This window comes from Dendrosporobacter quercicolus (assembly GCF_900104455.1).
Taxonomy (GTDB): domain Bacteria; phylum Bacillota; class Negativicutes; order DSM-1736; family Dendrosporobacteraceae; genus Dendrosporobacter; species Dendrosporobacter quercicolus.
The window spans coordinates 41,439-67,915 of record NZ_FNHB01000015.1 but is presented as its reverse complement, the minus strand read 5'-3'; the positions used below and the strand labels follow the sequence as shown (position 1 = coordinate 67,915).

General features: G+C 47.1%; 38 protein-coding genes and 1 pseudogene. 36 read left to right on the top strand and 3 right to left on the bottom strand.

Annotated features, from left to right (window positions below):
- Positions 1-184: 184 nt before the first annotated feature.
- Both BLR06_RS18100 and BLR06_RS18095 read right to left on the bottom strand, forming a co-directional pair.
- A complete protein-coding gene (locus tag BLR06_RS18100) occupies positions 185-1,444 on the bottom strand; it encodes a tyrosine-type recombinase/integrase (RefSeq protein ID WP_092074994.1) in 1,260 nt (419 codons plus the stop codon).
- A 137-nt stretch (positions 1,445-1,581) separates the two neighbouring features.
- Positions 1,582-2,214: a LexA family protein gene (locus BLR06_RS18095; protein ID WP_092074993.1), complete on the bottom strand. Its 633-nt coding sequence runs from the start codon at positions 2,212-2,214 to the stop codon at positions 1,582-1,584.
- 158 nt (positions 2,215-2,372) lie between these two features.
- On the opposite strand from BLR06_RS18095, the gene BLR06_RS18090 reads away from it, so the two are divergent.
- Together BLR06_RS18090 and BLR06_RS18085 are read left to right on the top strand one after the other, a co-directional pair.
- Positions 2,373-2,627 carry a helix-turn-helix transcriptional regulator gene (locus tag BLR06_RS18090; RefSeq protein ID WP_092074992.1) on the top strand — a complete coding sequence of 85 codons (255 nt, stop codon included), beginning with the start codon at positions 2,373-2,375 and terminating at the stop codon, positions 2,625-2,627.
- A gap of 80 nt (positions 2,628-2,707) precedes the next feature.
- On the top strand, positions 2,708-2,980 hold the full coding sequence (locus BLR06_RS18085; RefSeq protein ID WP_092074991.1) for a helix-turn-helix domain-containing protein: 273 nt from the start codon (positions 2,708-2,710) through the stop codon (positions 2,978-2,980).
- Positions 2,981-3,276: 296 nt separating this feature from the next.
- Here the strand turns inward: BLR06_RS18085 and BLR06_RS18080 are convergent, their stop codons facing one another.
- A complete protein-coding gene (locus BLR06_RS18080) occupies positions 3,277-3,807 on the bottom strand; it encodes a hypothetical protein (protein WP_139164540.1) in 531 nt (176 codons plus the stop codon).
- Between the two features lie 144 nt (positions 3,808-3,951).
- On the opposite strand from BLR06_RS18080, the gene BLR06_RS18075 reads away from it, so the two are divergent.
- From BLR06_RS18075 to BLR06_RS17920, 34 genes and pseudogenes are all read left to right on the top strand, one after another.
- Positions 3,952-4,239: a hypothetical protein gene (locus BLR06_RS18075; protein WP_092074989.1), complete on the top strand. Its 288-nt coding sequence runs from the start codon at positions 3,952-3,954 to the stop codon at positions 4,237-4,239.
- Between the two features lie 117 nt (positions 4,240-4,356).
- Positions 4,357-4,692, top strand: a complete 336-nt coding sequence (locus BLR06_RS19345) for a hypothetical protein (protein WP_139164539.1) — start codon at positions 4,357-4,359, stop codon at positions 4,690-4,692.
- Positions 4,689-4,955, top strand: a complete 267-nt coding sequence (locus tag BLR06_RS18065; protein ID WP_217636940.1) for a hypothetical protein — start codon at positions 4,689-4,691, stop codon at positions 4,953-4,955. Before BLR06_RS19345 ends, BLR06_RS18065 begins: the two co-directional genes overlap by 4 nt.
- Positions 4,942-5,148, top strand: a complete 207-nt coding sequence (locus BLR06_RS18060; protein ID WP_092074987.1) for a hypothetical protein — start codon at positions 4,942-4,944, stop codon at positions 5,146-5,148. The genes BLR06_RS18065 and BLR06_RS18060 overlap by 14 nt, the downstream gene beginning before the upstream one ends.
- Positions 5,149-5,157: 9 nt before the next feature.
- Entirely contained in the window at positions 5,158-5,301 is a 144-nt protein-coding gene (locus tag BLR06_RS19665) for a hypothetical protein (protein ID WP_173813018.1), read from the top strand.
- Positions 5,298-5,570: a hypothetical protein gene (locus BLR06_RS18055; RefSeq protein WP_092074986.1), complete on the top strand. Its 273-nt coding sequence runs from the start codon at positions 5,298-5,300 to the stop codon at positions 5,568-5,570. The genes BLR06_RS19665 and BLR06_RS18055 overlap by 4 nt, the downstream gene beginning before the upstream one ends.
- Positions 5,567-5,713 carry a hypothetical protein gene (locus BLR06_RS19660; protein ID WP_173813016.1) on the top strand — a complete coding sequence of 49 codons (147 nt, stop codon included), beginning with the start codon at positions 5,567-5,569 and terminating at the stop codon, positions 5,711-5,713. Before BLR06_RS18055 ends, BLR06_RS19660 begins: the two co-directional genes overlap by 4 nt.
- Positions 5,710-5,853, top strand: a complete 144-nt coding sequence (locus BLR06_RS19655) for a hypothetical protein (RefSeq protein ID WP_173813014.1) — start codon at positions 5,710-5,712, stop codon at positions 5,851-5,853. The genes BLR06_RS19660 and BLR06_RS19655 overlap by 4 nt, the downstream gene beginning before the upstream one ends.
- 76 nt (positions 5,854-5,929) lie before the next feature.
- Positions 5,930-6,175 (top strand): AbrB/MazE/SpoVT family DNA-binding domain-containing protein, encoded by a 246-nt coding sequence (locus BLR06_RS18050; protein WP_092074985.1) that lies wholly within the window; start codon positions 5,930-5,932, stop codon positions 6,173-6,175.
- A 220-nt stretch (positions 6,176-6,395) separates the two neighbouring features.
- The gene (locus tag BLR06_RS18040) at positions 6,396-7,814 is read left to right on the top strand and encodes an AAA family ATPase (protein ID WP_092074983.1); all 1,419 of its coding nucleotides are present in this window, start codon (positions 6,396-6,398) and stop codon (positions 7,812-7,814) included.
- The gene (locus BLR06_RS18035) at positions 7,804-8,037 is read left to right on the top strand and encodes a hypothetical protein (protein WP_092074982.1); all 234 of its coding nucleotides are present in this window, start codon (positions 7,804-7,806) and stop codon (positions 8,035-8,037) included. The genes BLR06_RS18040 and BLR06_RS18035 overlap by 11 nt, the downstream gene beginning before the upstream one ends.
- Before the next feature lie 10 nt (positions 8,038-8,047).
- Positions 8,048-8,239, top strand: coding sequence for a hypothetical protein (locus tag BLR06_RS19650; RefSeq protein ID WP_092074981.1), 192 nt, complete (start codon positions 8,048-8,050; stop codon positions 8,237-8,239).
- A complete protein-coding gene (locus BLR06_RS18025; protein WP_173813012.1) occupies positions 8,202-9,065 on the top strand; it encodes a hypothetical protein in 864 nt (287 codons plus the stop codon). The genes BLR06_RS19650 and BLR06_RS18025 overlap by 38 nt, the downstream gene beginning before the upstream one ends.
- Positions 9,043-9,783, top strand: a complete 741-nt coding sequence (locus tag BLR06_RS18020; protein ID WP_217636939.1) for a P-loop NTPase family protein — start codon at positions 9,043-9,045, stop codon at positions 9,781-9,783. Before BLR06_RS18025 ends, BLR06_RS18020 begins: the two co-directional genes overlap by 23 nt.
- A complete protein-coding gene (locus BLR06_RS18015; protein WP_092074979.1) occupies positions 9,780-10,739 on the top strand; it encodes a metallophosphoesterase family protein in 960 nt (319 codons plus the stop codon). The genes BLR06_RS18020 and BLR06_RS18015 overlap by 4 nt, the downstream gene beginning before the upstream one ends.
- Before the next feature lie 14 nt (positions 10,740-10,753).
- Entirely contained in the window at positions 10,754-11,332 is a 579-nt protein-coding gene (locus BLR06_RS18010) for a hypothetical protein (protein WP_092074978.1), read from the top strand.
- On the top strand, positions 11,325-11,630 hold the full coding sequence (locus BLR06_RS18005; RefSeq protein ID WP_092074977.1) for a hypothetical protein: 306 nt from the start codon (positions 11,325-11,327) through the stop codon (positions 11,628-11,630). Before BLR06_RS18010 ends, BLR06_RS18005 begins: the two co-directional genes overlap by 8 nt.
- Positions 11,614-12,135, top strand: a complete 522-nt coding sequence (locus BLR06_RS18000) for a hypothetical protein (protein WP_092074976.1) — start codon at positions 11,614-11,616, stop codon at positions 12,133-12,135. The genes BLR06_RS18005 and BLR06_RS18000 overlap by 17 nt, the downstream gene beginning before the upstream one ends.
- On the top strand, positions 12,120-13,832 hold the full coding sequence (locus BLR06_RS17995) for a DEAD/DEAH box helicase (protein WP_217636938.1): 1,713 nt from the start codon (positions 12,120-12,122) through the stop codon (positions 13,830-13,832). Before BLR06_RS18000 ends, BLR06_RS17995 begins: the two co-directional genes overlap by 16 nt.
- A gap of 28 nt (positions 13,833-13,860) precedes the next feature.
- Positions 13,861-14,631 carry a hypothetical protein gene (locus BLR06_RS17990; protein ID WP_173813010.1) on the top strand — a complete coding sequence of 257 codons (771 nt, stop codon included), beginning with the start codon at positions 13,861-13,863 and terminating at the stop codon, positions 14,629-14,631.
- An 85-nt stretch (positions 14,632-14,716) separates the two neighbouring features.
- Positions 14,717-15,253 (top strand): annotated as a pseudogene (locus BLR06_RS20420) (ParB/RepB/Spo0J family partition protein); the annotation flags it as partial.
- Positions 15,254-15,992: 739 nt separating this feature from the next.
- A complete protein-coding gene (locus BLR06_RS17980; protein WP_173813008.1) occupies positions 15,993-16,784 on the top strand; it encodes a sigma-70 family RNA polymerase sigma factor in 792 nt (263 codons plus the stop codon).
- 34 nt (positions 16,785-16,818) lie between these two features.
- A complete protein-coding gene (locus BLR06_RS17975; RefSeq protein ID WP_092074973.1) occupies positions 16,819-17,037 on the top strand; it encodes a DUF7446 family protein in 219 nt (72 codons plus the stop codon).
- Positions 17,038-17,058: 21 nt separating this feature from the next.
- Positions 17,059-17,871: a BRO-N domain-containing protein gene (locus BLR06_RS17970; RefSeq protein WP_092074997.1), complete on the top strand. Its 813-nt coding sequence runs from the start codon at positions 17,059-17,061 to the stop codon at positions 17,869-17,871.
- Positions 17,872-17,875: 4 nt separating this feature from the next.
- The gene (locus BLR06_RS17965) at positions 17,876-18,508 is read left to right on the top strand and encodes a putative metallopeptidase (RefSeq protein WP_092074972.1); all 633 of its coding nucleotides are present in this window, start codon (positions 17,876-17,878) and stop codon (positions 18,506-18,508) included.
- Complete coding sequence (locus BLR06_RS17960) at positions 18,486-18,737, top strand: hypothetical protein (protein ID WP_092074971.1); 252 nt, start codon at positions 18,486-18,488, stop codon at positions 18,735-18,737. Before BLR06_RS17965 ends, BLR06_RS17960 begins: the two co-directional genes overlap by 23 nt.
- Positions 18,738-18,869: 132 nt before the next feature.
- On the top strand, positions 18,870-21,392 hold the full coding sequence (locus BLR06_RS17955) for a DUF927 domain-containing protein (protein ID WP_092074970.1): 2,523 nt from the start codon (positions 18,870-18,872) through the stop codon (positions 21,390-21,392).
- A 331-nt stretch (positions 21,393-21,723) separates the two neighbouring features.
- The gene (locus tag BLR06_RS17950) at positions 21,724-22,194 is read left to right on the top strand and encodes a hypothetical protein (RefSeq protein ID WP_092074969.1); all 471 of its coding nucleotides are present in this window, start codon (positions 21,724-21,726) and stop codon (positions 22,192-22,194) included.
- A 30-nt stretch (positions 22,195-22,224) separates the two neighbouring features.
- Entirely contained in the window at positions 22,225-23,139 is a 915-nt protein-coding gene (locus tag BLR06_RS17945) for a BRO-N domain-containing protein (protein ID WP_092074968.1), read from the top strand.
- On the top strand, positions 23,139-23,414 hold the full coding sequence (locus BLR06_RS17940) for a hypothetical protein (RefSeq protein ID WP_092074967.1): 276 nt from the start codon (positions 23,139-23,141) through the stop codon (positions 23,412-23,414). The genes BLR06_RS17945 and BLR06_RS17940 overlap by 1 nt, the downstream gene beginning before the upstream one ends.
- Before the next feature lie 51 nt (positions 23,415-23,465).
- Positions 23,466-24,011: a hypothetical protein gene (locus BLR06_RS17935; protein WP_092074966.1), complete on the top strand. Its 546-nt coding sequence runs from the start codon at positions 23,466-23,468 to the stop codon at positions 24,009-24,011.
- Positions 24,008-24,268: a hypothetical protein gene (locus tag BLR06_RS17930; protein ID WP_092074965.1), complete on the top strand. Its 261-nt coding sequence runs from the start codon at positions 24,008-24,010 to the stop codon at positions 24,266-24,268. The genes BLR06_RS17935 and BLR06_RS17930 overlap by 4 nt, the downstream gene beginning before the upstream one ends.
- Before the next feature lie 3 nt (positions 24,269-24,271).
- Positions 24,272-25,753 (top strand): DUF5651 domain-containing protein, encoded by a 1,482-nt coding sequence (locus BLR06_RS17925; protein WP_092074964.1) that lies wholly within the window; start codon positions 24,272-24,274, stop codon positions 25,751-25,753.
- Positions 25,754-25,767: 14 nt separating this feature from the next.
- Complete coding sequence (locus BLR06_RS17920) at positions 25,768-26,208, top strand: hypothetical protein (protein ID WP_092074963.1); 441 nt, start codon at positions 25,768-25,770, stop codon at positions 26,206-26,208.
- Positions 26,209-26,477: the final 269 nt, after the last annotated feature.

The window sequence follows — 26,477 nt, the reverse complement described above, 5'->3', positions numbered from 1 at the left end:
TTTGACTACGAATCAAAAGGTCGCAGGTTCGAATCCTGCCGGGGTCGCCATGAGAATATAGATGTGTCGCGGGTCGGTGGCCTGTGACACTTTTTTACTTATGTAACCTTGTCCCTTAGCTTGTCCCTTGGGACGGTTTAAAAAGGACAAATTTGATAAATGTTCATACAGAAAGGACAGGCTGTCATGCCTGTCCTTTTGTCGTTAATAATGAAGTTTGCGGGTTAAGCCTGTTAATAAGGTTGTCCATTGCGGTGGCTGTTTTTTCTTTTTCCGAGTTAATCTCATGAATATATGTATTCCAGGTAAAGGATTTACTGCTGTGTCCCAATTCTTTGCTGATCTCTGCAATATCAATGTCATTTTCTCTAATTAGGTAACTCCCCCACATATGGCGAAGTAGATGCGGGCTAACGCGTTTTAATTTCTCATTTATACAAAAACGTCTCAGAAAAGTAGTAAAACTACAAGGATGGCCGCATTTCTTACCGTCTACCTGAGGGAAAACCCATTTGCCTGGCCCAGTGGGATCTTCCATGCTGAAGATTTTTCGGCGCTTATTTCGCTTTTTAACTTTAGCTCTAAGTTCGTCTTTCCAGCTTAAAATCAATACAGCCAAAAACATAGGCAAAACTAAAGTTCTGTGCGAATTAGTGGTTTTTGTGGATTTTTCGATAAGGGGCTTTCCAGAAATGTATACAATGGCGCGGTTAATCGTTACTGTTGGCTTTTTACGGGTAAGGTCTACCGTAGTTTTAAAATTAAAATCATCCCACTGCAAACCGAAGATTTCTTCTCGACGTAAGCCTTTAGCGAAAGCGGCAAACACCCATAATTTATGTTTAGTAGTTTCTTTTTCTAATGTAACCAAAAATAGAGACAGATCATCTTCGTCGGGAATATTTTTTATTGGTTTAGTTTTTTTCGTCGGGGTGATTTCCTGTATCGGGTTCCCAGTAAGGAATTTCCATTTTGCCGCAGCCGTAAATAAAGTGTTAAGCAGGACATAATGCTTGTAAATATAATTGGGTGACATCTGTTTATCATTAGTACCCGCATCAGGGGCGGAAAGCTGCTTAAAAAAGTCCAGTATGTGTCGGGGTTGAATTTTATCAAGCATCAACGAACCCAGTACTACTTCAATCCGGGAAAATAAGAAATCATTTAGGAACATGGTGGTCGCTTCGTGATGCGCGATAGGAATGGCGTAATGAGTCGTCCAGTAATCATAAAATTCTTTAAGTGTCATTTTTTTTGTTCCAGTGGCCAGCACTTTGCCATGCAAGCAGTTAGCCTTAAAAATGTCGTATTGCTTCTTTGCTTCGGTAATATTGTCACAGGTTACTGTAGTTGTGAATCCCAACTGTTTGCCATTGGCATCATAGCCGTCAGGTACAAAGAATTGATATGAATTTTTCCCACGTTTTTTAATTTTACTGGGCATAAAAAATAGACCTCCTTAAAATAAGTGGTTTTTCAGAGGTCAATCGGTTATAATACTTACGAAGGTGTACGATTGACCTATATGGTTAGTTGTACCTCAGACTGTTCAGCGGTGGTGCGCTGGACAGTCTTTATTTTTTACATATTAAAACTAACTTTTTTTAGCTTGCCAATAATCATACAATTATTACAGCTATTAGAATTACTAATAATAGGAGGATATGCTGGGTTTTCAGATTGCAAAATAACAGTTCCGTTACGCTTAAATACTCGTTTAAGAAAAATATCTTCATCTATTAATACTGCTGCAATTTCACCATCTTCTACGTCAGGTTGCCTTCGGATTAATAGGAGGTCTCCGTCATGTATTCTGGCGTTAATCATACTGTCGCCCTGGGCCCTAGTGTAAAAGTATTCACCACCATTTAGCCAATCAGCGGGAGTAGGTTCATACCCTTCAATTTCTTCATATGCAAAAGATCCATTTCCACAGGATATTTTCCCGACGATAGGGAGGTTAATCGTTTTATCATAGGTAATAATTTGATCATGTTCTTCGGCAAGTAAAGCACTTTTGGGGATTTTGAAATAAGATGCAAGTTTCTCAAGATTTCCAGCGTTGGGTAGTTTTTTCGCACTTTCCCATTCCGAAACAGCACCCTTGGTTACGCCCAGTGCATTAGCTACTTCTTCTTGAGTTAAATCATTACTTTTTCTTAATTTCAGCATGTTTTTCGAAAATGCAGATTTAATCTGATTAACTTCATCCATTTTGCTACCCCCATATTTAGTACTTAATATTATAATATAACTAAAAGCAAACAGACACAAGTAAAAAAGTAAAAAAGTTTGCTAAAAACAAAACAATTTATTGACAGTTTACTAAAAGTTGACTAAAATTAAAACAAGAAAAGAGGAGGGAGACTATTATGAATGAAATTCCACTCACGCTTCGCAATACGCTTCGTTCATTGCGTGTTAAGTTTAATTATACCCAGGAAGAAGCTGCAGTATTACTAGGTGTTAGTACTCCAACTCTTCGTGCTTGGGAATCAGATTCAGGGAAAATGCCATTTGAAAAAATTATAGTAATTGAAAAAATATACAAAACACCTAAGGACTATATTTTTTTTGGCAAAGAGTCAACTTTTAGCGAACTGTTGCGTAATCAAGCTGCAATTTAACCCTTTTAAGGAACTGATTTAAATAATTATTTAGCTTAAAGCACTGAAGAGTAAATTTCTTTACGATAGGAGGCTACTATATGCCAAGGTATACCATAAAAGCCTTTGCGGAAAAAGAGCAAGTATCAGAAGCCATTGTGAGCAGCTGGATTTATAAGCATGGCCTGCCGGTTATAAAAATCGGCAGACGTATATACATAGAGGACGGTGATTTTGAAAACTGGCTAAAAGATCATAAAACAGTAATAACTCAGCAATTGGTTCCACCTGAAGCCAGGCGAGTAGAGATGCCCAAACAGTGTCAAAAAAGCGGCAATCGCGGGATATTAAGCAAGTTGAGGCCGGCTAGATAGAAGAGATTGACCTTTCGTTTCTGGTGTGGGAAAGGAGGTGAACCCAAATGATCACGATATACGCAAACCTAAAAACTGTGAGCGCCGTGTAGTGGAAGAAAGTCATCCGGATGACCAGCCTATTACGGTATTTGCACAATTTTTACTGCCAGATGTTTTGGCGAAGCTGCAAGAGCAGCAAAACGCAACGCAGAAAGGGAAGTGAGATGAAACGGATGGAGCAGTTTGCGAACAATCATCCAATATTAGTCACTACGATTGGAGCAACAGTAATATCGTTCGTATTAAATATTTTTTTAAATAAACTCTTTCGCTCTTAGGGTTACAAGAATAGAATTCCCCTTTTCAATGATTAATTGAACCAGCTCTTCTGGTTCAATTGTGTGTAATGATTTTTTAAAAGCCAATTTAAAGCGTTCAAGTTCATAATAATATGACTGAACTGCAAGAAAGGCGTCTGGGTTTAATTGATAAAGCTCTACTCGATATTCGATTGGAAGATTAGTGCTTAAATTGATTTTTATATCATTCCATGATGTAAACGTTAGCTCTGGCTCATAGTTAAATATCTGCTTCAGCCAAAACATATCACAACTAATGTTTTGAATTAACACTTCTCGTATTCCCTTTAAGCGTTTTTTCTTTATCTTAGAGCTCATGTACTGATCATAAGCACGGTTAAGAAAAAAGCTTATTAAAGCAGCTGCAAGCGATGAGTAGAGAAAGACTGACCAGTTAAACAAACTATCATCTCCTAAATGTATGTGGAATAGGTATTTACTCTTTGAAGGAGAAAATTCGACAAAAACCAATAATTCCCTGTTCAACAAACCACCCGCCTGATGATGGCCATCTGGGCGATGGCCGAAACGCTCCTATAGGAGCGTCGCGGGAACCCGCTTCGAGGGATGTATGCATACGTCCCCTTGACATAGATTGTTCTTTCAAAACTGAATCAGGGAGGCAATAAGATGTTCAATTTCAGCGAAAACATCAAGAAAGCACAGCAGGAGAATAGTAACATATCTGTTATGGTCAAGAGTTCGGCTGTTCAGCCAGCAGCAAAAATCACTATTGAACGGCTAGGGGAAGATCCTGTCGTTATTAATAATGTACAAGATTTCTTGGCTTTTGCCAGATCAGATTCAAGGTTTTATGGCTTCGGATCAAGTTCATTGCAATTCTTACTCTCAATTTCCAAACTCATCAAAGGAAAAATTGATGATGCTTTAGGGAATGGATTCGTAACCAAGTCATGAAGCTGAGTATTCAAAGTGTACAAGTTGTTGCTGATCGGCGGCCTAATCGGCAGCCGATACCCAAAACACGGGAAGGGAAGGCAGGTTTTGAGGCTTTGTTAAAGGAGGAAATGTCTGATGAGCGCAGTTCCGGAATATCTACCCTTCCGTTGTTGTATGTGCCCAAACATAAACAAGCCAGCCGCGCTGATTTGTCCGGGAATACCTGGGTCATTGCATCCAGATGAAGAACCTTGCCGGTTTGTAAAAATCTATGAAGATGGACGTGGATGGCGATATTTCGTAAGGTCCCAAGTAGGTTTGCATAGCTATAGAACTTTTTATCTAAAGGCCGGACAATTAGGCAACGGCCGCAGCTATAAAACGCTTCCCTGGCAAGGTAGTTTTGACAAGGCCCAGGCCGATCTGAATGCGCTGGCTGCCCGAAAGCACTGGAAGGAGGTCACTAATTGATTAATACACCTAATGAGCAATTTAAAGGCTATTGTTTCCCTGTTGCTGATGGACGGTGGCATACGCCGGCCGTTAATCTAAATGGCTGCGAGGAAGCGGTAAGGTATGTCAAATTACAAAAAATTCTATTTCATGAGGTCCGGATTGTCGGGGAAGACGGAAAAGTCGTTCTTCAGGCTATTGGCGGTAAAATTGTATTCCCTGCAAAGGAGGTGGACTTTGTTGGCAACCGTGATATCCCGGAGGTACATGAAAAGCGTTGAACTTCCACCCGGCGTCAGCAAGGAAGCAATCAGTTGGAGTTTGCATAACTCAGTCGATGATCCAGGGTATCAGCCTGCAAAACTGACTGATGCTGAACTGGAGTTTTGCCTTGAGCATGAGGTGCGCATTACCGGATTAAACAAGCTGAAACGCGAGGCCAAAAAGCGTGGATTCTTCATTGAGGGGAGGTAAGGCAAGGCTATGGGAAAAGCATCGCACATGTTTAATAAACGGGCGCCATCAATCATAGTTAAAACGCTATTGCAGTTTTTGCAGCCCGGTGAAGCCATTATGGTGCTGTCAACGGCAATACAGCAGATTAAGCAGAGGGGGCAACTAAAATGACAATCGAACAAGCGGCATTGCTGCTTAAGGCAGCAACAGAAGAACTGATTCGTCATGGAGCAATTGGCTTTAGGGGTGACAGATCCGAGCTTGAAGTTCATATTCATGAGCACGAGCGACTAATGCAGCTGCCTGGGGAACTAGTAGTCGAAGAAAGGAAAAATGATGAGTACTATCCGTATGCAGGCAAGAAAGAATTTGCCGACATTAAGTTTTTCTGCTTATACGAAACAGACCCAAGACAACAAAGCGAGGATGAGCGCAAATGAAAATCGTCATCGGAGTATTGGCCGGCGCCATTGCCGCGTTTGCAGGCGCAGTCATGTTGGCCTCCCGGGATATGGGCTGGCGGCAACTGCAAAAGCAGTTTATCCGTAATAATCAAAATCATAAAAGGAGGGGAGAAGTTTGATTACGGCATCAATTAAAGGTGGGATTTTTACTTACCGGTACCAGTTTCGAGGGAAAAGATATACCATCAGCGGTTCCAAAAATGAAATTAATCTTGCAGTGCCTTATTTGACCAAGAAGATAAAAAAAGCCGCCCAATAAGAGCGGTTAAGAAAATTTTGTTACGTAAAGTTTAGCATTATTGAAAACTAAAAATCAAATACAGGAGGGTGAGCATATGAAATCAACCGGTATTGTTCGCAGAGTCGACGATCTGGGCCGGGTGGTAATTCCCAAAGAATTACGCCGTAACTTGGATATCAAAGAAGGCGATCCAATGGAAATCTATGTAGAAAATGACCGCATTATCCTGCGCAAGTATGAACCGGCTTGCGAGTGCATATTTTGCGGCAATGATTACAACGTCTTGTCATTTAAGGGCAAAGTTGTTTGCGGCAATTGCCGGGCGGAGCTTTTAGGATAATGGCGGCCGCAATGCATTACATCAACCAGAATGCATCCTGCATTAATTGCATTTATCAGGAGAGCGCGCTCAAAAAAGAATTGGATGCTGTCAGACAATGCAAAAAATGCATGAGAAAAAACGGCCGGCCAGGTTGGGACCCAAAGCCAACTGTAAAGCTGGAGTTTTCCCAGGGAACGGATTACCGGGGGAAATCGTTTATTGTTAGGCGGGTGATCTCGTGATCGCTTCAGTTCACATTAAAGGCTTTCAGTCTCATGTCGACAGCCAGTTAAATCTCAGCCCTGGGCTTACGGTCTTGACCGGTCCCACCGATTCCGGCAAGACCGCCCTTATCCGGGCAATCCGTTGGATCGCGTTTAATGAGCCCGCCGGAGAGAATTTTATTAATCAGGCGACCGGCGAGGCGATTGTCACAATTACGCTGAGTGATGGGACTGACATTATCAAAGGGCGCAGGAAAGGCGGGCGAACCGTCTACCGCCTGGTTCCTGCAATCGGGATACCCCAACATTTTGAGCAGGCCGACGTGCCGCTGGAAGTTACGGCGGCGCTCGGCATCACCCGGCAGACATTCGGCGACTTTGAAACAGCGCTGAATTTTGCTTTCCAGCTAGACGCACCGTTTTTGATTTCCGAGCCTCCTTCGGCCGGAGCCAAGGTACTGGGCAAGATTGCCGGTACCGAGATTGTTGACCAGGCGCTCAAGTCAGTAGCCAAGGATACATATGGCGCCCGACAGGACAAGCTGCTGGCCGATAAGCAAATTGAGCAAAAAACGGAAGAATTGAAAGAGTATGACGGCGTTGACCAGCTCAAAGAGCAGGTGGAAGCCTGCGAGTTGCTGCTGGAGAAGTTCGAGCAGCTGCGCGCAAGGCATGAAACCTTGTCTATGCTGGAGCGGCAGAAAGAGAGATCTGACGAGCAACTCTCGAAACTCGAGGCGGAGCTGCAGCGGTACGCATCACTGCCGGCAGCCGAGCAAAATCTGCAAGATGTGGAAACTGGCGCGCAGAGGCTGCAGCTGCTATCAGATCTTGCACAAAGGTATGAGCGACTTGAAATCTCAGTATCTCAATATGGGCAGGAGCTTACTTTATATGTCGGGCTTGAGCAGGCCGCCGAGCAAGTATTGATCCTTGACCAATTGCTCGGCAAAGCCGCCACGTTAATTGAGTGCGAAGACCGGTATCTGCGCATTATCGAGAACATTAAAAATGCGACTGCTGTTCTGACAATAACTAAGGATTTAGATGTCGCGACTGGCAGCCTGGCTGATGTGGAACAAGGTATGCAGCGTCTTAATGACCTGAGATTATTGGCTGGCCAACACCAGGCGCACACCGTGACAATAGCTGCCCGTCAAAAGCTACTGGATGCGTTGCAAGGAATTGCCCAGGCGGATCCGCTTCTTGCCGGCCTGGATGAGCAGCGCAGTAAACTGGATCGGCTCCGGGAGCTACAGGCAATTTACCGAATTAAAAATAATACTCTTGAGGATGCCGGCAGAAAAGCAGCGGCAGCAGTTACCGCAGTAGCATCCCAAGAGAGAATTATTCAAGATTTATGGGCGGAAGTTGATATCTGCCCTTTGTGTAACAGGGCAATTGAAAAAGGGGAGAAGATTCGTGGACATTAAGACAAGAATTGAGACCGCCAAAGCTAATTTAAAGCGGGCGGAGCAAAGCAAAACCATAGCCGAGACCCAAAAAGCAGCTGCGGAGCAGCAGCGTGAGGAGGTTGTCCAAAAGATGGCGGCCGAAGGCGTCACGCCGGAAACCATTGGCGAAGAGATTGCTAATCTGGAGACCGCGATCACGGAAACCTTGACCACGGTCGAAGGGCTTATTCCTCGGGTATGAGGGAGGGCGTATGAGCATTCCATATAATGTAACTGTCATTGAAAAAACGGAACCCGGGGAACTGTGTTTTTATCATGCGGTATGCAAAATATCTAGATGTAATGGACGAAATCCCCGAACAGGTGCAATACAATGCCTGGTTTTAAAGATTGCTGATGCCTTTGATGATGGTGAAGACGATAAAGAAAGCGCAGGTGAATAATGTGGCTGAAATACTCAGCAGCGGCATCCTTAGCAAGGAAATGAAAGAGCGGAGCCCATTACCGGAACCGGCGGCATGCACAAGCCGGAAGCCTACCCCGGTAGAATGCATCAAAATGGGCCTGGACATTGGTAAAGCGCAAATCATGACGCTTGATGATTTAACCGCCGAGGATGCCAAATTAATTTTGGATGCCGGGTACGGTCCGGCAACACTGCAAACGCTTTACGGGATCAAAAGCGCGGGCTCTCTGTATCCACGCTTAGTTAAATGGGGTTTGCATAAAAAGGGAGCAGATCCACGGCCCAAAATGGCGGGTACCAGACAGAAGAGAAACAAGCCTCCCACGATGGACGTAAAGACATTCCAGGACAATGTATATGAGGAGGGAAGAACGGTGCAGGCAGAACAGTTAGAACAGGCAGATCAGACAGAACAGTTAGAGCAGCCAGCGCGGTCTGAAGTTCCAACTGAGGGGAAAAGTGCTGGACAGTTTACCAGAAGCGAATTCCTCGCATTATTGAGCACTGAACTGGAATCTATTCAACAGTTATTTGAGGAGAAGAATCAATCCTACGGGACAGTGGATGACCTGTTTTATAATTTCCGACAAACGGCTATCCGCATTTTTAATAAACAGGAGCATACAGCTATGTTCACCGTGCTGATGACGCTGGTGGACAAGCATCTGGTGCCCTTGGCTAACAAAGGGCTGGATGACAAGGAATGCGCGGAGCGCCTCCGGGATGTAATCGTTTACGCATTAATTGGCATCGCAATGTGGAAGGAGATGCATTATTCTAATGGCGCTTCGGGACCTACTTAGACCTTCCGTGCCGGTAACGCCGCCAATCATAACGGAAACCCATGATTTGATTACGGAATTACCTAAATCGTTCACAATCAACACCTATCAGATCAACAAGATCAAACTGGACGTCCGGCAGGCCGCTGAAAAAATTACAAAGCAAATTGCCAAGCGTAATTTATTGCTTGAGCAGCGCGATGCGGAGATCATCAAAAGCGCCACCGCGGCCCAGATGCTTGAACTAAACGAGAAAGTGCAAAGACTGCTGCAGCTCACCTCCGACTTTGCACGGCAGCAGGCCAAGAGTCGGATCGAGGAGATTGTTACTTCGGCGCTGTCCGTTGTGTTTGGCAAGGACTATAAATTTCAGCTGTCGCTGGAGGTGCGGGCCAACCGGCCGGAAGTGGACTATTGGCTGGAGTCCGAGGGCATCGTGACGCAGCTTAAGCCTCCGGATTACGACCGGGGCGGCGGTGTGGCTGATGTGGTCAGCCTGGCGCTTAGGTTGGCTGTTGCAGAGTTGGCAGAAGTACGGGGGCCTCTGCTGCTCGATGAAGTAGGTAAACACTTGTCTGCTGAGTATGCGCCGAATGTGGCCTATTTCCTCAAGGAGTACAGCCAGAAGTTTGGGAGGCAGATGATCCTGATCACACACAATGAGGCGCTGGCTGAGATTGGGGACATCAGTATTGGTGTGTCGCAGACTAACGGGAAAAGTGTGGTGAAAGTGATATGAGGTTTTTATTTGTCGGCGATCTTCATCTTCGCGGTAAAAAACCCAGAAATAGAATTGACGACTATAAAGAGGCCGTGAAAACCAAACTCCGCGAGGTGTTCGCCCTGGCTGAACAGCACCAGGTCAAGGCTATCCTTTGCCCGGGCGACATCTGGGACTGGCCGGAGGTATCCATCGGCGTGCTGGTGGAGTTTATGCAGATGTTCCGGGAATGCCCGGTCGACTTCTACACCTGCGCTGGCAACCACGATATTCACGGTTACAACCTGGACACCTATGATCGGACAAGCCTCAGGCTATTAACGGAGCTGGTCCCCAAATTCCGGGTTTTCAGCGAGAGCCAGGTAATGGTTTATCCCGATGTGGCCATCACCTTCGCGCCCTACTCCGGTAGGATGGACCGGGAGGGGTACGGCTATGACACCCACTGGATGGATGAGCAATTAAAGATCCATGTTGCTCACGGCATGCTGCTCGACCACACGCCGCCCTTTGACCGGTTTACGTTGCTGAAGGATGTGGTTACGACTGCCGACCTGATATTGACCGGTCATGATCATACCGGCTACGGCATCTACCGGCGGGCAGACGGTAAAGTATTTTGTAATCCGGGCAGCCTGACGCGGATTAGCGCCAGTACCGGCGAGCTGGAGCGGCCGATCCAGGTTGCACTGATTGATGTAATGGATAAACAAACCTTTGATATTCAGTTGATCCCGCTGCAGTCGGCAAAGCCCGGCGCCGAAGTCCTGGACCGCTCAAAAATCGAAGCCGACCAGAAACGCCAGTACGCCATGGAGGAATTCGCGGCGCTGATTCAGACCGGCAGCGGCGAGAAGGTTTTGCTTAATATTGATGACATTGTGGAGACCATTGCCCAAAAGGAAGCCCTGGCACCCGATGTTGTCCGGAAGACCTTAGAAAAAATACAGGAGCAGCGCCTGGGCGCTGCGTGAGGGGAGATATTTTTATGAATGATATTCAACAGCAATTTGACAGCCTGGTTACTTTATATGGTCCGGAAAGAGTGAGAGCTGCAGCCCGGAAGCTATTGGAGATTAGCACGCAGCGGGTACCGGCGGAATATATTCAGGTTTTGGCGCCGGAGGCGTTAGAGGATACGACAAGACAAATATCCTTCGCGTATAAAGAGCTTTGCAACGCGATTAACCACAGGATCGCCGTGGATCAAACCAAAGGCGAATTGCTTCAGCAAAAAATCCAGCTTGAAAGCGCTGTAAAGCTTACAGAGGCCGAGGCATTTATGAACGCCCAGGGTGAAGGCAAGGAGCAGTATGGAATGATTGGTGACAAAAAAATCCTGCTCAATAATGAAGCGAACCGGGACGCCTACCGTCGGGCTTATTCCGCTGCAGACCGGCAAGTGCTCGCAGAGACAAGCGGAGAAATAGCCGCCATTGATGTGGATTTAGCCCGGGCAAGCGATGTTTTAACTGCTTCATCCGCCCGGGTACACGCTATAGCAGCAAAATCAAACCTGCAGGCGGCATTATTTAATTTCTTATCGGGAGGGCGGGGTAATGGATAACTATCCTCTGGAAGGTTCGTACCCGCGTGTCGGCCTGCATATCGTCTTACTTACTTTTCAGGATGGGAAGCACGTCGGAACCATAAAACGCAAGTTAAGCAGCAATTGTATGGGCGCTAAAATACTGCAACCAATAATTAATGAAGTGGAAGAATGCCCGGAAGAAATACTGGATGAGCATGGTGGTGAAATTACCCTGACTAGTCCGGATGGAGATACCTGCGTTATTGACGATCCCTTGCTCCTGGTCATGTCTTTAGTCAAAGTGGAGATTATTGCTTATGAACAGCGCAAGTAAACAAAAAGAGCGCCGCGACCGCGGGCAGGAATTCCAGGACGAAATCAGGCGAAGCTGGCGGCTTGTCCCTAATGTTTGGCGGATGCGGATTTCTGACGGGAGAGGCAGCACCCGGCCGGCCGATGAGATTGTCACCACAGCCAATGGAAATTTCCTGATTGAAGCCAAACGCACCCAGGGCGATAAGTTTGAACTTAGCTTTATTCGGCCGAACCAATTCCGGGGGCTGCTGAATTTTGAAGTCATCCCCCGGAATTTTGGACTGGTGTTCGTGTCTTTTTTAAGCAAGGACATTGATGAAGCCTACGCTTTCCGGCTTTCAACTGTGATTAAGTACATGCAGGAGCGTCGGTTCCGCTACATTGCCCGAAACATCTTGAAAAACTTCGTGACCATGCCAGCCATTCAACTGCCACGCACTTATTACCACGATCCGAAAGACAAGCGGCTCAGTGGCCCGGCCTACGATTTGACGGAGGTGATTAATAATTGCCAGTTACTATAACGATTGCAAACAATATTCGCATCCGGGGAGCCAGTACGCCGCTTAGGGCAAAAATCACGGCGGACCTCACTGTCCCCAACCCGGAATACGAAGAGAAAAAAGCCAAAAAGCGCCCGCTCTGGGGCATGGAAAAGTATCTCAGGCTGTATTCCTTGGCAGGGACAGATATTATCGCGCCACGGGGATACTTGACTGACTTAACCAGCATGCCGGAGTGGAGTACTGCAGAAATTAAAATTCGTTTTCCAAATGTACCAAATATAGATTTTGGCGGCTGGAATGAAGATTATGTGCTTCGTTCCGATCAGGAAGAAGCTGTTGAAGCGCTGCGCGAGGCAGAATCCGGCATTCTGGTGGCTCCAGCCGGTAGCGGTAAAACCCTTATGGGGATGCGGCTTATACATGATCTTGTAAAACCAGCGCTTTGGCTAACACACACCAAAGACCTCCTGTATCAGTCGCGAGACGCAGCAGAAAAACTGCTGTCAGGTGTTGGCAGAATTGGCATATTTGGTGACGGCAAGCACGAATGGGGAGATGGCAAACTGTTCTTGGCCACAGTGCAGACTCTTGGCGATAACCCGAATTTGATTGAAGAATTAAATCAGCTAATTGGAAACCTCGTTACAGATGAATGTCATCATGTGCCGGCCGCTTCTTTTCTAAATGTTATCGGTCAATTTTCACCTTTTTATATGTATGGCTTAACTGCTACCGACAAACGAAAAGACAAACTGGAGATTTACATGTACCGCGGCATCGGTCCTGTTGTGCATAAAATTTCGCGGGACGGCCTCTATGACACCGGCCGTCTGATCAAGCCGGAAATCAAATTCGTATTCACCAATTTTGACTATGAACAAGCCGCCGATCGGAACGATCTGTGCAGTGTAGATGCCGGCGGCGAGGATTTGGATTACCGGGTGCTCATGGACCGTCTGGTGGCCGACGAGGCAAGAATCGAATTAATTGCAAGAACTATCATTGATAATGCCCTAATCAAGCATAACGGCAAATTACAAAGTCAATTCCAACTCGTATTAACTGAAAGCATCCGGTATTGCTATAAGCTCCGCGATAAGATTACGGATATCTTTCAGCGTGAAATGATCGCTTACCCGCCTCGCATTGCCATGGTTCACGGCTCGATCAACCGCTATAAATGGATCGTGGGTGGTACCGAAAAAAACGCCCGGCAGCTGGTAGCCGCCGGCGAGGCGTTGGAGTGCCGGCGCAACGAGCGGCTTAAACGTTGGGAGGTCAAAGTGGAGCAGTACACGGAGGATGAATTCCGGGACTGGCAGGTCAGCAATGCCCAACGCAAGCAGCGGATTGCAGATTGCCGGGATGGGAAAGTAGATATCCTGTTTGCTACGGCCCAGCTCGTCCAGGAGGGCCTCGACCTGCCAAATCTCTGTTACGGCCATCTGGCCATGCCGAAACGGGGCGACACTGGCGGCAGCAAAAATGGGGCCAGCGTTGAGCAGGCCATCGGCCGGCTGATGCGGCCCGATCCGCAGAATCCCGACAAAAAGGCTGCCTGGTTCGATTACGTTGATTACAACGTTGGCGTACTGCGTAGCCAGTATTACAGCCGGCGCTCCGTTTATAAACGCCTAGGGCTCAAGGTGCCGGGAAAGCCGAAAACAGCGGAGCGTGATGAAATAGAAGCTTTCCTGGACAGCATGCCCTGGTAAATAAAATTAAAATATTGGAGGAATTACAATGTCAAACGTAACTACCGTAAAAAATAATTTACCTGCAGCTTCAAACTATGTAACCCAGATGCTGAACAGCATCAAGGAAGATTTTTTGGCTGTAAATGAGGATATGGATTTCGATTTCGTCAATATCGGTACTTGGCTAAACATCAGTAAAAAGGGAAATTTTGTTGAAAAGGATTCCAATGATACTGTTGTTGAGGACTATAGCGACAGCATTGATGTGGTGGTTGGTTATGGAGAAAAACGCTGGACCCTCTGGGGTAAGCAAGAATCTCCGGAAGAAGGACAACTGATTGTGGCTAAACGTGACAAGGAAGAAGCGGAACAGGACTTACAGGTTTTCCTTCAGGAGAATCCGGAAGCGCAGACCCGATATGATTTAAAGTCACTGGAATTGCGTTATATTGCATACATCGTACCGGTAACTACTTTAAATCCCGACGGTTTTCCTAAAATTTATTTAATGAGTTTCCCTTCCACTACCACTATTCAGTGGGGGCGATATGCACAAGGCATCTATCTTGGAAAAGGCGCTAAAGCCTTGGTGCCGCCTCGTACTGGTGTCAATCGTGTAGTTACTCGCATGACAACCAGCGAAAAAGGTTCCGGTGAGAAAAGTTGGATTGGCATTGATTTTGAGCCGGTTGGCCTGTTCGATCCCAGAGATTATGGCATTAAGGCAGATCAAACCGCTCCAGCAAAAGATGCCCCGATAGTTTCTAAAACCCCAAATCCTGCCGAAACTGTCGCCGCCGGCGCTGATCCCTATTAAGTAAACTGCAATTACCCCGCCTGGTAGCTGATTGCCGGGTACCGACGCGGCCACCAGGCGGGATATTTTTTCGAGAGGTGAGATCATGATTACCAATATTGAAATCAAACGCATATCCCCTCATCCTGATAATCCTCGCAAAGATTTAGGCGACCTAACTGAGCTTGCAAATAGCATTAAGGCTAACGGTATTTTGCAAAATCTTACAGTTGTACCCTATCTCGGTGAAGTAACAGGACAACCCATCGAAGGAGTATACCGTGTTGTCATCGGGCACCGCCGCCTTGCGGCTGCGAAGCTCGCAGGTCTGACGGAAGTTCCCTGCGTGATCACTGACATGGATTACAAAAAACAGCTCTCCACGATGTTGCTGGAGAATATGCAACGCAATGACCTAACCATATTGGAGCAGGCGCAGGGATTTCAAATGATGCTGGATTTCGGGGAGACCGTTGATGGTATTTCAGAGCAGACCGGTTTTTCGGAAAGCACAATCCGGCGCCGCGTGAAGCTGTTGGATTTAGACAAGGAGAAATTCCAACAGTCTGTTGCGCGCGGGGCTACGCTGCAAGACTATGCGGAGTTGGATAAGATCAAGGATGTTAAAACTAAAAATAAGGTTCTTGAAAAAATTGGTACGCCTAATTTCCATTGGGAACTTAAAGATGCCATTGATAAAGAAAAATTCGAAGAAAACAAAGCCTTATTGATTGCCGAACTTGAAAAATTTGCTACGCAGGTCAAGGAAACGGCTGGTCTGCGTTCTGTACGATGGTTTTCTAATTTTTCGACTGAGCTAAAAAATCTGAAACCAGTCGACGCCGATACAAGGGAATACTTTTTTACCGTCTCACCGTACAATGCCCAATTACTGGTGAAAGAAGCTGAAAAAACGGACACAGAAGCTGAAAAAGCCATGCAGGAAAAACAACGGCAATTGCGAGAACGGCGCGAACGTCTGGATGAGATTAATAAAAGAGCTTTCCAATTGCGGCATGAGTTTGTGCGGAGTTATGTAGGTGCGAAAAAGCATATTAACGGAATCATGGCGTTGGCGATGCAGGCAATCATGGAGGGCGGATTCCCGTACGGTGCCGAAACAAAATTTCTGGAATTGCTTGGTATTAAAGCTCCTGAAGATGAGGAATTAACTTTCGATACAATTTCAGGTGTGTTGGAATCCGAACCAGAGCGAGTATTACTAATTGCGGCTTATTGCAGTATTGAGAATCAACACGAAAACTATCATGACTGGCAATGCGAATTTTCAGGAAGTGCGGAACTTGATGTAATTTACGATTGCCTTGAAAAAAAAGGCTACGAGCTTTCCGAGGAGGAGCGCGCACTCCGGGATGGGACGCATGAATTGTATGTGCAGCAAACAGCCTTACCTTAACGACAATCTAATACGGGAATACAAAAACCTTGTTCATTACGCTATCCATCGCTATTATCCGTTCAGGCCGAATGTCGAGTATGAAGATCTGTTTCAGATCGCCAGCATTGCATTGGTAAATGCCGCAGTAAAGTATAATCCGGCGCGAGGCGCGGGCTTCGCAACTTATGCGTTGCTCCATATCCGATCCGCCTTATACCGTGAAATGCGACGGAACACGGCGCAAAAACGGCGTGCAATCGTCGTTTCGCTGTTTCAGGAAATCGATGAAAGCGGGACGCAGCTAATTGACATCATCCCTGATCCGGCCACAACGGAAGGTTATAACCTTTATCAAAGAGGAGGGAGATTAATGGCAAATTCGCGGAGCGTAAAGACGGAAGCGGGTGCGCTAACCGTTACCAAACTGGATTTATCCACATTTGTTGTTTTTAATGCCAACAACGCGCTGGCAACAAGGACAACGCCGTATATTACAGTTACCAAAAACGGCAAGGTAACTCTATCGCCGGAAGTCGGCAAGCGGTTTGCATCAGGAGAAACATTGGAAATCCTCATTAATCCGGCTGCCACCATTGCCGTTGTCCGCAGTTCGGCGGAAGGTATCCAGTGCCGGCGCAACGGCAAAAACACGGACAGCACAATTTTTTCCTGCGCCCATGCTAAGTTGTTTTTAGAGAATAAACAAGTACCGCTGCCGGCTAAATTTCGTGCTGCCTGGGATGAGGATCTGAGCGCCTGGGTGGGGCGGCGATGATGGCGAGTTATTTTGATGAGACGTGAGGTGCGCTATGAAACTTGATGAATTAAAGCTTTGGGTTAGTCCGCTCACGAACAAAATTTATGCTGGTTTCACTGATAAGAGCGGTACTACTGCAACCAGCAAGGTGGAAATAACCGAAATGGCTGTTAGTACTGTAATGCAGCATTTAGATTTAGAGCAAGCAGGATATGAGTGTGAAGCGGGGCGCTTGGAATTCTTCCCGGCTGAGCTGCCTAATCGGAAATGAGGTGAACAGCGGGGAATGTCTATGAGACAGCTTAAGCAAATCTTTGAATATCAAGGGCAAATAGTGAGGACCATTACTCAATGCAGCGAGCCATTATTTTGCGGCAAGGATCTATGTGAGATTTTAGAAATTGATTCTACTCAACTTCGTCGACTTGATGATGATGAGAAGGTGCTGCGTTTAACGCAGACCCCTGGAGGAGAGCAGGAAATGGTTTTTGTTAATGAACCTGGACTCTACTCTTTGATCATTGGAAGTCGAAAGCTCGAAGCCAAAGCATTTAAGCGTTGGATTACTCACGAAGTTCTGCCAACGATTCGAAAAACCGGCAAATACAGCCTATATGATAATCCTAACGCAATTCTGAGGCGCCATCTCGATACAGCTACCAAACTCAGCAAAGGTCTTTCTAAACCGCAACAGCTCGAACTGCGCCGGCTTGCGGTTATGGATGCCGCCGAGGAATCGGGCGCCGATTACAGCGCCATTCTGGCCGTGCTGGAAGCGCCGGAGGTACAGGGGAAAGCCCTGCACCATGATTTGGACAGGGACGTAGATTTATTCCTTCAGGATGTCGCTAGAAGGGTAAACAGGTATCATGTTCAGGGAAATTATCTAATACTTCCTCCCTCGGAAGAACGCAGGATATGCGAAAGGCTGGACATCGACCGAACGGCATTACTGAGGGAACTTGACGAACGGGGAATGCTGCGGGTGGCCTATGGCTGGAATAACGGCATCCATAAGAAAAATTACACGCATCACAGTACGTTTTACGGCAGAAAAAGATGCGTCCATTTAAAACTAAATTGCATAAATATACAGGGAGAGTGAAGATATGGCAGCCGAATTTTATGAGGCTTCAGAGGAGCTAAAAGAAATAGCCAGAGAGCTAATTGAGGAAACCCATAGCCATCTTATTGAGGCAGATATAAAGTATCTGTTCCGGACCGGCAACTGGGAAGTCAAAAAGCGCGAAACATGGGGACAAGCCAAGAAAGTCGGGAAGGAAGTCAATTTCTTAACCGGATATGATTTTATCATCATTATCCATCGCGACGTGTGGGATCAGCTTAACGGCAAAGAAAAGCATGCACTCTTAGACCATGAACTGCAGCACTGCTCGGCCGGTACCGATGACGCCGGTAACAAAGTTTGGTATATCCAGGGCCATGACGTAGAGGATTTTTACGCAATTATCCGGCGCCATGGATTATGGTCCAAAGCTTTACGCAAAATGGAAACCCTTTTGAATCAAACGGAACTCGATTTACAAGAGCCCGAACCAGCGGAAGAATTACCGGAACTTCCAGGCGGGCCGGATCTGGCGGAGCTGCCCGGCAGGCCAACCTTACAGATCGTAGGTTCAGCGCCTAAGCAACTGGAGGCGCCAGAAGCGGATGAAACTGAAGAAACAGATTTTATTGATATAGAGGTTGTCGAGAGCAATGATACCGGTACCGAAGGATAAGGGGGCAGGCAAAGCTGCCTGCTCTGCCAATAGCTTTATGTTGCTGCCCGGGCGTGTGGTGGCCGAAACTTTTGAACAGGCCGTAGAATTGATCATGCAGCGGATTGCGACTAAAGGATTGGTACTGATTAAACCTGTGGAGCCTCATCCGAGCCGCGTGCAGCATCTTGAGGGAAGTGTTTGGTGGGAGTATTATGCGAAGGTTAAGGAGCGTGAAGCTAATGCGTGATATAAGATTTCGGGGTAAAGAAAAGGAGATTATTGCAGCTGCTACTTGTGAGTTAGCCGCTTTGTTAGTCGATAAATAGCCAGCAGAATTAATCGTTTTTGTGTTGACCCTGGAAGAGGGGGGAGAAGAAATGTGCAAGAGGATATAGATAAACTCGTTGACTGGAAACAATTTTATTCGCAGTATTTACCAGGACTTAAACCAAAGGGCGATGAGCTGCATGGCCTTTGCCCTTTTCATAATGAAAAAAATCCTAGTTTTGGCATCAAGATTAAAACAGGTCAATATAAATGCCTGTCCTGCGGCGCGAGCGGAAACGCCTGGACGTTTTTACAGGAATATAAAAGCATGTCCAAGGAAGAGGCTACCAAGACCATTATGGACTTTGCCGGCATTAAGCCTGCTGCGTCAAAGACAAGTGCGAGAAGGCCTAAATTTACAATTGAGGAGTATGCAACAGTTAAGCGGCTGGACATCGAAAAGCTGCAATCATACGGCATCAAAAATTCGCATAAAGGTATGGTTCTTCCCTATATGGATGAAAAGGGCAACCTGATGGCCACCCGGTACCGGCACTCACTTAAGGGAGGGCCTAGATTTACCTGGGTAAGGGGTTCCAAGGTCACGCCCTACGGCCTATGGATGCTGCGCATAGCCAAAGAAAAAGGCTATATCATCATTGTGGAGGGCGAATCAGATTGCCATACGCTCTGGGAGCATGATATTCCCGCATTAGGTGTGCCAGGTGCAGATACTTTTCAGCCGCGCTGGGCACAGCATTTTGAAGGTCTTAATGTATATTTATACAAAGAACCTGAACAAAGTGGTGAGATTTTTATTAAAAAAGTCTGCAAGGGACTACTTGAGAATCATTTCTCGGGCAAGGTCTATTTATTACTTTTGCAGAGTCACAAGGATCCTTCTGATCTGCACCTGGCTGGTCAGGATGTTTTTAAGGAGCAGTGGGCTGCGGCAATAAACATGGCCAACCCACTCGACATCCGAATCGCGTCCTGCCTGGCCGAAAAGGTCATTGACGATCAGCCTTTTACTCCAATCCGGCCAGAGAATTGGCGATATTCTGAGTATGGTGTATACGGCTTAGACGAAAAAGGCATAGAGGAAAAAATATCACCGCTGCCAGTTATCATAACCAAGCGGCTGCAAGACGTTGATACGCAGACCGAAAAGCTGGAAGTCGCCTGGCGGCGCCATGGGAAATGGGAATCCATAAAAGCAGAAAAAGCCACGCTGTTTCAGTACTCGAAAATTGCGGAATTAGCCAATACTGGTATGCCGGTATCCAGCAAGAACGCGAAAGAAATGGTATCTTATTTATTCGACATGGAGGCGGCAAATATGGAGTTTTTACCAACCGTGCATTCAGTGTCTCACCTAGGCTGGTTGGGAAAAGATCAATTTTTACCGGGACACGCCGGAGAAATCGCGCTTGATATGGATGCCAAACGCGGCATGCACTTTTTAGTCAACGGTTTTGAAAAAGCCGGTGATTTCGATGTATGGAAGACCTGCATGGAGTACGTCATCCAAAACCCGATTGCGCAGCTCATGCTGGCCGGCAGCTTTGCTTCGCCACTCTTGCAGATTATCGGCCACCGTAACTTTATTATTCATGTCTGGGGCGCGTCTAAGGGCGGCAAGACCGCGGCCATGAAGGCGGCACTCAGCGTCTGGGGCAATCCGGAACGGATCATGGTCAGTTTTAACGCAACGCAAGTCGGACTTGAAAGAACCTGCCAGTTTTTAAACAATTTGCCTCTGGGTGTGGATGAGCGGCAGCTGGCCGGCGACAAGCAGGAATTTCTGGATAAGCTGGTCTATGCTGTATCGGCTGGCCAGGGCAAAACCCGCGGCGACAAGGGCGGCGGGCTGCAAGCCAAGGCTTTTTGGAATTTGGTGGTCTTAACCACCGGTGAGGAAAGCCTGGCCGGCGACACTTCGCATTCCGGCGTGCGGACCCGGGCGCTGGAGCTCTACGGGATCCCGCTGCCGGACGAAAAAGAGGCCAGCAACGTCCACCGGGTGACGGACCTGCATTATGGGCATGCCGGGGTAATCTTTATGAAACATGTTCTGGAGGAGTTGCGCAGGGAGAAAGATTTTTTCCACAAGGAGTATTCCAATGTTTACCGGCAGCTCCAGGATAAATGGCCGCATATTGCACAGCCGCACATTAGCGCGATCGCCGTGTTGAGTGTAGCGCATTATTGGGCGCGGCAGTGGGTTTGGGGCATTACCGAAGAGCAGGCCAAGGAGGAAATGATCCGAATGGCGGTGGCGGGAGTGGATCTTTTGAGTACATCACAGGAAACTGACTACGTTGACCGGGCTTGGGATTTCACGGCGGCCTGGATCGCGTCAAATGATGATCGGTTCAGAGAGAAATGCCACCAAGAGCAATATGGATATTACGATTCACTGCTAAATCAATACTGGCTTGTACCAAGTATTTACAAAAAGGTGTTGACCGAAGCGGGTTACTCGGTCAGCCGGGTGCTTAGAGAGTTCTATGAAAAAGGGTTCATCGATGCGCAAAGCGCCGGCGGCGGCAAAATGACTTTCAGCGTGATGAAGCGATGGAAAGACAAATCAATTCGCATGATTGTCCTGAAAAAAACGCTTGAAATTGATTGATTATGTAATCTTGGGGGCTAAAAAGGGGTGAAAAGTTGAAGCAGTTGAAGTGCGGTTGAAGCATGGTTGAAGCGCCTTGAACCCTGATAAAATATGGATTTATTAAATGGTTTTCAACTTTTCAACTTACTTTTACATGTCCCTATACGCGCGCACACATGCGCGCACACGCACGCGCACGACGCGCGCATGTGTGCGAGGCAAAAAAGGTTGAAAAAGTTGAAACAGTTGAAAATAATGCTCGCGAGGCTTGATATTGCTGGATTTGTGAATTTCAACTTTGTTTCAACTTTGCGGTTTTGTTTCAACTTTATTTTAAGGAGGTATTGTTATGGGATTAGCCCTGCAGAATGATCTCTTTGGGAATGCGGTTAAGCCGCAGCAGACAGAATCAGCGCCGCCTGAGGCATCGGTGAAATATGCTACCTACCGTGAACTGGGTAAGCCGGTGTACCGCAATAGCTTCGGCAAAGTATACATGGATCCCCGGCCGGACATCGATGATGATGCTGAACTCTGGGTTACGCTCCTGGCGCTGGCCGACAAGTTAGAGCCTAAGCTCTGGGAGGCTCTCCTGGGATTCCGCTGCATTGGGGCCAGGCTGCTGCCGGTAGCGCATTCAGGGGCGTATGTACTCCGGCCGCACCTCGATGCTTCTGGGGACTCTGGGTTTCGCTCTCAAGAGGAGTACAAGGCCGAGGCGGAACGCTGGCTAAGGCCGCATTCGGGGCAGTTCAAGCAGTTACTGGCGGAGCTGCGAAAGCTGAAAAGCAAGATGTGGGACGCCTGGGAGACAGAATAAACATAAATAAATTGGGGAGAGTGAGGAAACATGAAAAATCTAATGATTTTTAATAATCCTGAATTTGGATCTGTTCGGGTTGTGAAATACGATGACAGGAAATACGTGGTGGGGAATGACGTTGCAAAGATTTTGGAGTACGAAGATTATAATCGGGCGGTTCGAGACCATTGCCGTGGGGGTGTAACTTACCCGGTAACCGATGCGCTCGGCAGAGAACGGGAAACAAAAATCATTCCTATTGGCGATGTCTACCGTCTCATTGTTCACGCCGCCGATCAGAGCCGCAATCTTGAAATTAAGGCCAAAGCAGAGCGCTTTGAAAGCTGGATATTCGATATTGTTTTGCCGAGCATTCATGAGACCGGCAAGTATGAGCTCCACGAAACAGCGCCAAGAGCACTACTTCCTGCCTTAAACATTATTACAAGCGTTGCGCAAAAAGCAAAACAGCAAGCCTTTACCAGTACCTTTGCCAACGAAAACCATAACGAGATCGCCCTGGCGGTCACGGAAATATTTGCTGACACCACTGGTGATGACGCTTTTCTTGAAATGATGGACAAGTTTCGCGAACAAATCGCCATTCAAGGCGAGATGGACAGGCATTCCGATCAGGTAAGCAGCGGCTTTGCCCATCACAACGAAGAGTACTTGACCGTTCGGGAGGCGGTCAGCCTGTACGGCCACGGCCAGCGCTTCTTTTACGGCACGCTTCGGTACCGGGGATATATCAGGTTTGAGGATATGCCAACCCGGAATAAGTACCTGAAAAGACCGGTGATGCGCCTTACAGATGCCGGTCGCGAAGTCGCGGAGGAAGTGCTCAATGTCGCTGGCCGGAATTTCCGGCAGCCATATTCGTTCCGCTGGAAGAAAGAGCTGATTGAGGAGATCGATCGGTATATGCAGGGATATGAGTATGACGATGAGGAGGAAGAATAGTGGCTAAACTTACAAAAACTTACGAAAATGGCATAGAAAAGTTTGAACTGGTGTTCAAGGGCGAAACATTTGATTTTTCTATGTTGTGGTGCGAAGATGGCCGAAAGTTGGACAAGGAGAGCTTTGAATTTCAGGTTGAGGATAAATTTCCCGAACTTGGGCGTGATCATGTCGTACTGAATTTGATCGAACGGCTCTCGTGGGAATCGGATGAATATGAGATCCTGGATATTTTAGAACAGCTTGAAGAATGGGAGAGTGAGCATAATGGCTAAACTCGACAAGCTTAAGATATGGGTAAGCCCGTTAACCAAAAGGAGAAGAAAATGAAAAATCTTAAGCAGCTACTTGAGGAATGGAAACAGGCATTGCAAATAGAGTTCAGCCCTGAGCCGGAGACAATTATTCAGCATGGCAATCAGATGCTGCTGGCAAATCAGATTATATTGGCGCTTCAAGCTGAGAATGCCAGTCTAAAAAATATAATAAACCTCCGCAGAAAGGAAAATGTGGAGACAATGGAGCCCTGGCTCGCCCAATACGGCATTCCTTACACTTGCGGCTGGCGTGACGCGATCGATGAGCTAATTGCAGGCGGAACCGCGGCAGATGAGGATATTATCACAAAAATTATCAATGCAATAAATGCTGCTGGCATTAAGTACCGGTTGGAACCGGAAGGGGTATTCAGTTTCCAAAATGAGGATGATAAAACTGCAGTTGAGCGGATTATCGCTGAGATTGAGGCCGAAGCGGAACCGGCTGTCCCCCGCTGCCAGATCTGCGGCTGCACCGACAATCACGCCTGCCCTGGCGGCTGCTATTGGGTTAGGCCGGATCTGTGCAGCGCGTGCTTGGGGGTGGGGAAATGAAGCGAACCGTTGAGGTAATAATCACTGTCGAAGTGGAAACTGACGACAGCAAATTTGATAAGAATTTCATGGACAATTTCAGCAGATATTTCTATGAATTTGATACCATCGAAGAACATGCAGAACATCTTGCTCAATTAGAAGCACGTGGCATGATTGATGCAAATTTTGTGGAGGGGTATGGGGCGTTGAAGGATATGGGTATTAAGATTAGAGTTATGGATCGGGAAGTATGCTTGATTGAGGAGGAGGAATAAACCTTGAACGCATACTTATCTCGTGAAGAAAAACAAAGCTTCGTTCGGGCTACCGCGCTGGTAGCCCTGATCGAGGAAACGATAAACGGTTATGCATCTGCCAAAAGTACAGATCCCGAGTTTTTAAAATACCTCCGCATGGGCCGTTCCATGCTGGCCAAGGCCCTGACGATGCGCGGCGATGCTCTGGACTCTGATGTAAAAATAGAGTTCGCGAAGCAATTAGCCAAGCTCGAATTTATATGCGTGCCGCGACAGGAGGCGAAAAAAGCCCATGCGGAAATGCTGGCACTCAAGACCATTATCCCAATGCAAATTCAGGATTTTGAAGACTGGTATTGCGCGGTTATAGAAACTACATGCAAGCGGTGCTGCAGCGAACAGTATCAGGAATGCCTGATTCGCAGCATTCTTACAAAATACGGCGTTTACCCGATTGATCCGGAGGCTAAGGAGAAATGCCAATACAGCTATGTGGGAACGTCAGAAGCTGAGGAGCTGCAGCAAGTGGTTGATGATACTGTTCCGGCCGAAGCGTACAATATGGCTGTATCTGAACTCGCTGCCACGAAAATAAAAGCTGCAAGCCTGGAAGAGCAATTGGCAGAATATAACCAGCTGAAGGCTGAATTACTTGAGATCCTTTACTGTGAAGAGGGCCGCCCGGAAAATCCGAGTCCGGCTGACCTTATTGCGGAAATACATTTACTTCGGGATCGGGTTACCTTTTGTGAAGAAAAACTGGGTATAGCCAATAAAGCGCTTACCGATCTTCACCGGCAAATTTCCGAAAACGCTACAGCCTGCATCGAGATTGAACCGCAGGAAGGCGAGCGGCAATCAGTATGGGACGAGCAGGATCGTCTGCCTGTCCTCGTTACTCTGGTCAATGGTCAAAAATTAGACCTTTTTCTTACTGAGTACATGGCCATGAACCTTTTATTCGAACTCCAAAACCCGGAACCGGCTGCCCGCGCAATTTGCGCTAAGCAAATGCAAGATGAACTGGTTGTAATTGATATGCAGCAGGTTGTATCGATGCAGGTTATTGGGCTTGAAGACGGGAGTTGGCAGCGGCAGGCAGAGAGGCCGACAGTAAAACCTCAAGCACAGCAATTTCCCCCTGGGATCGACACCACCGCCCGCGAGCGGTACCGCGTGGAGTGCAAGTGCGGTGCAGAGTATTTTTGTAGCATGAACGCCGGCCGGTATAAGGCGCGCTGCCGAAATTGCAATGAGACGGTGTTCGCCGATCGCAAGGCGGCGCTGGTTCCGGACCCAATGGATGGAGCAGCGGCCACGCTACTGACAAACCGGTATTGGGTGGAGCGTAACGATGGATATTCTGGGCGTGCTTCTGAGTTATCTGCATTGACAGAGAGCAATCCTGCACTGCCAGACCAAGCGCCGCAGGAATCTTATCGAGGATTTAAGTACACGGGCCGCGACAAGCGTTATGCGGACCCATGCAATTTGCTTGAGTGACGGGAGGGACGCTGATGGAATCCAAAGAAACAGCTAAAATCCGGCAGGTTATCGAAGAACTTGGGGCAATAGTCAGAACTATGCCGGCTACTATAGGGATTCTGCAGGAAGAGATTGACCGTTGCCAGGCGGCGATCATGGATATTGACCACTGGCTTGAGATAAATGATTTCCCGGTCAGAGTTGGCGGAAAAATGTCAAAAAAAATCAAGGAGTTACGCATCAAGCGCCGGGATTTAAAGGACAACCTTACGATACTGATGCCGATTTACGACTTTTTTATAGAGCATGAATCCGTTTTCAAGCAAATGGACAAGCTGCGCGGAAATATCCGCAAGCAGGTCGCTTACGTGAATAAGGAGCGCCGCTATACGCCGCGGGTACTGTTTGAACTGTTTGGTCAGGAGCCGCCGGCAAATACGATGTCGGCGGCGATGAGGAAGGCGGAGGGGTGATTAGTTAATGAGCTACTTTAATCGCTGGTTTTCAGAAGTGTTCTTACCGGTAATGGCAGCCTATGGAATGGCAAAGTTATTTGGTTTTATGTGAAGGGAGGAAAGCTGATGCTTGAAATACTTCAATTTGTTTTTCAAGACTTTTGGCATTGGGCAGGCTCTGTAATTATCATATCGGTTATAGCCTGCGGGTTTTCGGGAATGTTTCGCAGATAAATAGTGCTGAGGGCGGCGCGCGCTGCCCTTCCAGCTTAAAATAGATAGAGGGG

Coding starts and splice junctions, on each gene's coding strand:
- BLR06_RS18100 (WP_092074994.1), bottom strand. CDS start 1,444: ATGCCCAGTAAAATTAAAAAACGTGGGAAAAATTCATATCAATTCTTT.
- BLR06_RS18095 (WP_092074993.1), bottom strand. CDS start 2,214: ATGGATGAAGTTAATCAGATTAAATCTGCATTTTCGAAAAACATGCTG.
- BLR06_RS18090 (WP_092074992.1), top strand. CDS start 2,373: ATGAATGAAATTCCACTCACGCTTCGCAATACGCTTCGTTCATTGCGT.
- BLR06_RS18085 (WP_092074991.1), top strand. CDS start 2,708: ATGCCAAGGTATACCATAAAAGCCTTTGCGGAAAAAGAGCAAGTATCA.
- BLR06_RS18075 (WP_092074989.1), top strand. CDS start 3,952: ATGTTCAATTTCAGCGAAAACATCAAGAAAGCACAGCAGGAGAATAGT.
- BLR06_RS19345 (WP_139164539.1), top strand. CDS start 4,357: ATGAGCGCAGTTCCGGAATATCTACCCTTCCGTTGTTGTATGTGCCCA.
- BLR06_RS18060 (WP_092074987.1), top strand. CDS start 4,942: ATGAAAAGCGTTGAACTTCCACCCGGCGTCAGCAAGGAAGCAATCAGT.
- BLR06_RS19665 (WP_173813018.1), top strand. CDS start 5,158: ATGGGAAAAGCATCGCACATGTTTAATAAACGGGCGCCATCAATCATA.
- BLR06_RS18055 (WP_092074986.1), top strand. CDS start 5,298: ATGACAATCGAACAAGCGGCATTGCTGCTTAAGGCAGCAACAGAAGAA.
- BLR06_RS19660 (WP_173813016.1), top strand. CDS start 5,567: ATGAAAATCGTCATCGGAGTATTGGCCGGCGCCATTGCCGCGTTTGCA.
- BLR06_RS18050 (WP_092074985.1), top strand. CDS start 5,930: ATGAAATCAACCGGTATTGTTCGCAGAGTCGACGATCTGGGCCGGGTG.
- BLR06_RS19650 (WP_092074981.1), top strand. CDS start 8,048: ATGAGCATTCCATATAATGTAACTGTCATTGAAAAAACGGAACCCGGG.
- BLR06_RS18025 (WP_173813012.1), top strand. CDS start 8,202: ATGATGGTGAAGACGATAAAGAAAGCGCAGGTGAATAATGTGGCTGAA.
- BLR06_RS18020 (WP_217636939.1), top strand. CDS start 9,043: ATGGCGCTTCGGGACCTACTTAGACCTTCCGTGCCGGTAACGCCGCCA.
- BLR06_RS18015 (WP_092074979.1), top strand. CDS start 9,780: ATGAGGTTTTTATTTGTCGGCGATCTTCATCTTCGCGGTAAAAAACCC.
- BLR06_RS18010 (WP_092074978.1), top strand. CDS start 10,754: ATGAATGATATTCAACAGCAATTTGACAGCCTGGTTACTTTATATGGT.
- BLR06_RS18005 (WP_092074977.1), top strand. CDS start 11,325: ATGGATAACTATCCTCTGGAAGGTTCGTACCCGCGTGTCGGCCTGCAT.
- BLR06_RS18000 (WP_092074976.1), top strand. CDS start 11,614: ATGAACAGCGCAAGTAAACAAAAAGAGCGCCGCGACCGCGGGCAGGAA.
- BLR06_RS17990 (WP_173813010.1), top strand. CDS start 13,861: ATGTCAAACGTAACTACCGTAAAAAATAATTTACCTGCAGCTTCAAAC.
- BLR06_RS17980 (WP_173813008.1), top strand. CDS start 15,993: ATGAATTGTATGTGCAGCAAACAGCCTTACCTTAACGACAATCTAATA.
- BLR06_RS17975 (WP_092074973.1), top strand. CDS start 16,819: ATGAAACTTGATGAATTAAAGCTTTGGGTTAGTCCGCTCACGAACAAA.
- BLR06_RS17970 (WP_092074997.1), top strand. CDS start 17,059: ATGAGACAGCTTAAGCAAATCTTTGAATATCAAGGGCAAATAGTGAGG.
- BLR06_RS17965 (WP_092074972.1), top strand. CDS start 17,876: ATGGCAGCCGAATTTTATGAGGCTTCAGAGGAGCTAAAAGAAATAGCC.
- BLR06_RS17960 (WP_092074971.1), top strand. CDS start 18,486: ATGATACCGGTACCGAAGGATAAGGGGGCAGGCAAAGCTGCCTGCTCT.
- BLR06_RS17950 (WP_092074969.1), top strand. CDS start 21,724: ATGGGATTAGCCCTGCAGAATGATCTCTTTGGGAATGCGGTTAAGCCG.
- BLR06_RS17945 (WP_092074968.1), top strand. CDS start 22,225: ATGAAAAATCTAATGATTTTTAATAATCCTGAATTTGGATCTGTTCGG.
- BLR06_RS17935 (WP_092074966.1), top strand. CDS start 23,466: ATGAAAAATCTTAAGCAGCTACTTGAGGAATGGAAACAGGCATTGCAA.
- BLR06_RS17930 (WP_092074965.1), top strand. CDS start 24,008: ATGAAGCGAACCGTTGAGGTAATAATCACTGTCGAAGTGGAAACTGAC.
- BLR06_RS17920 (WP_092074963.1), top strand. CDS start 25,768: ATGGAATCCAAAGAAACAGCTAAAATCCGGCAGGTTATCGAAGAACTT.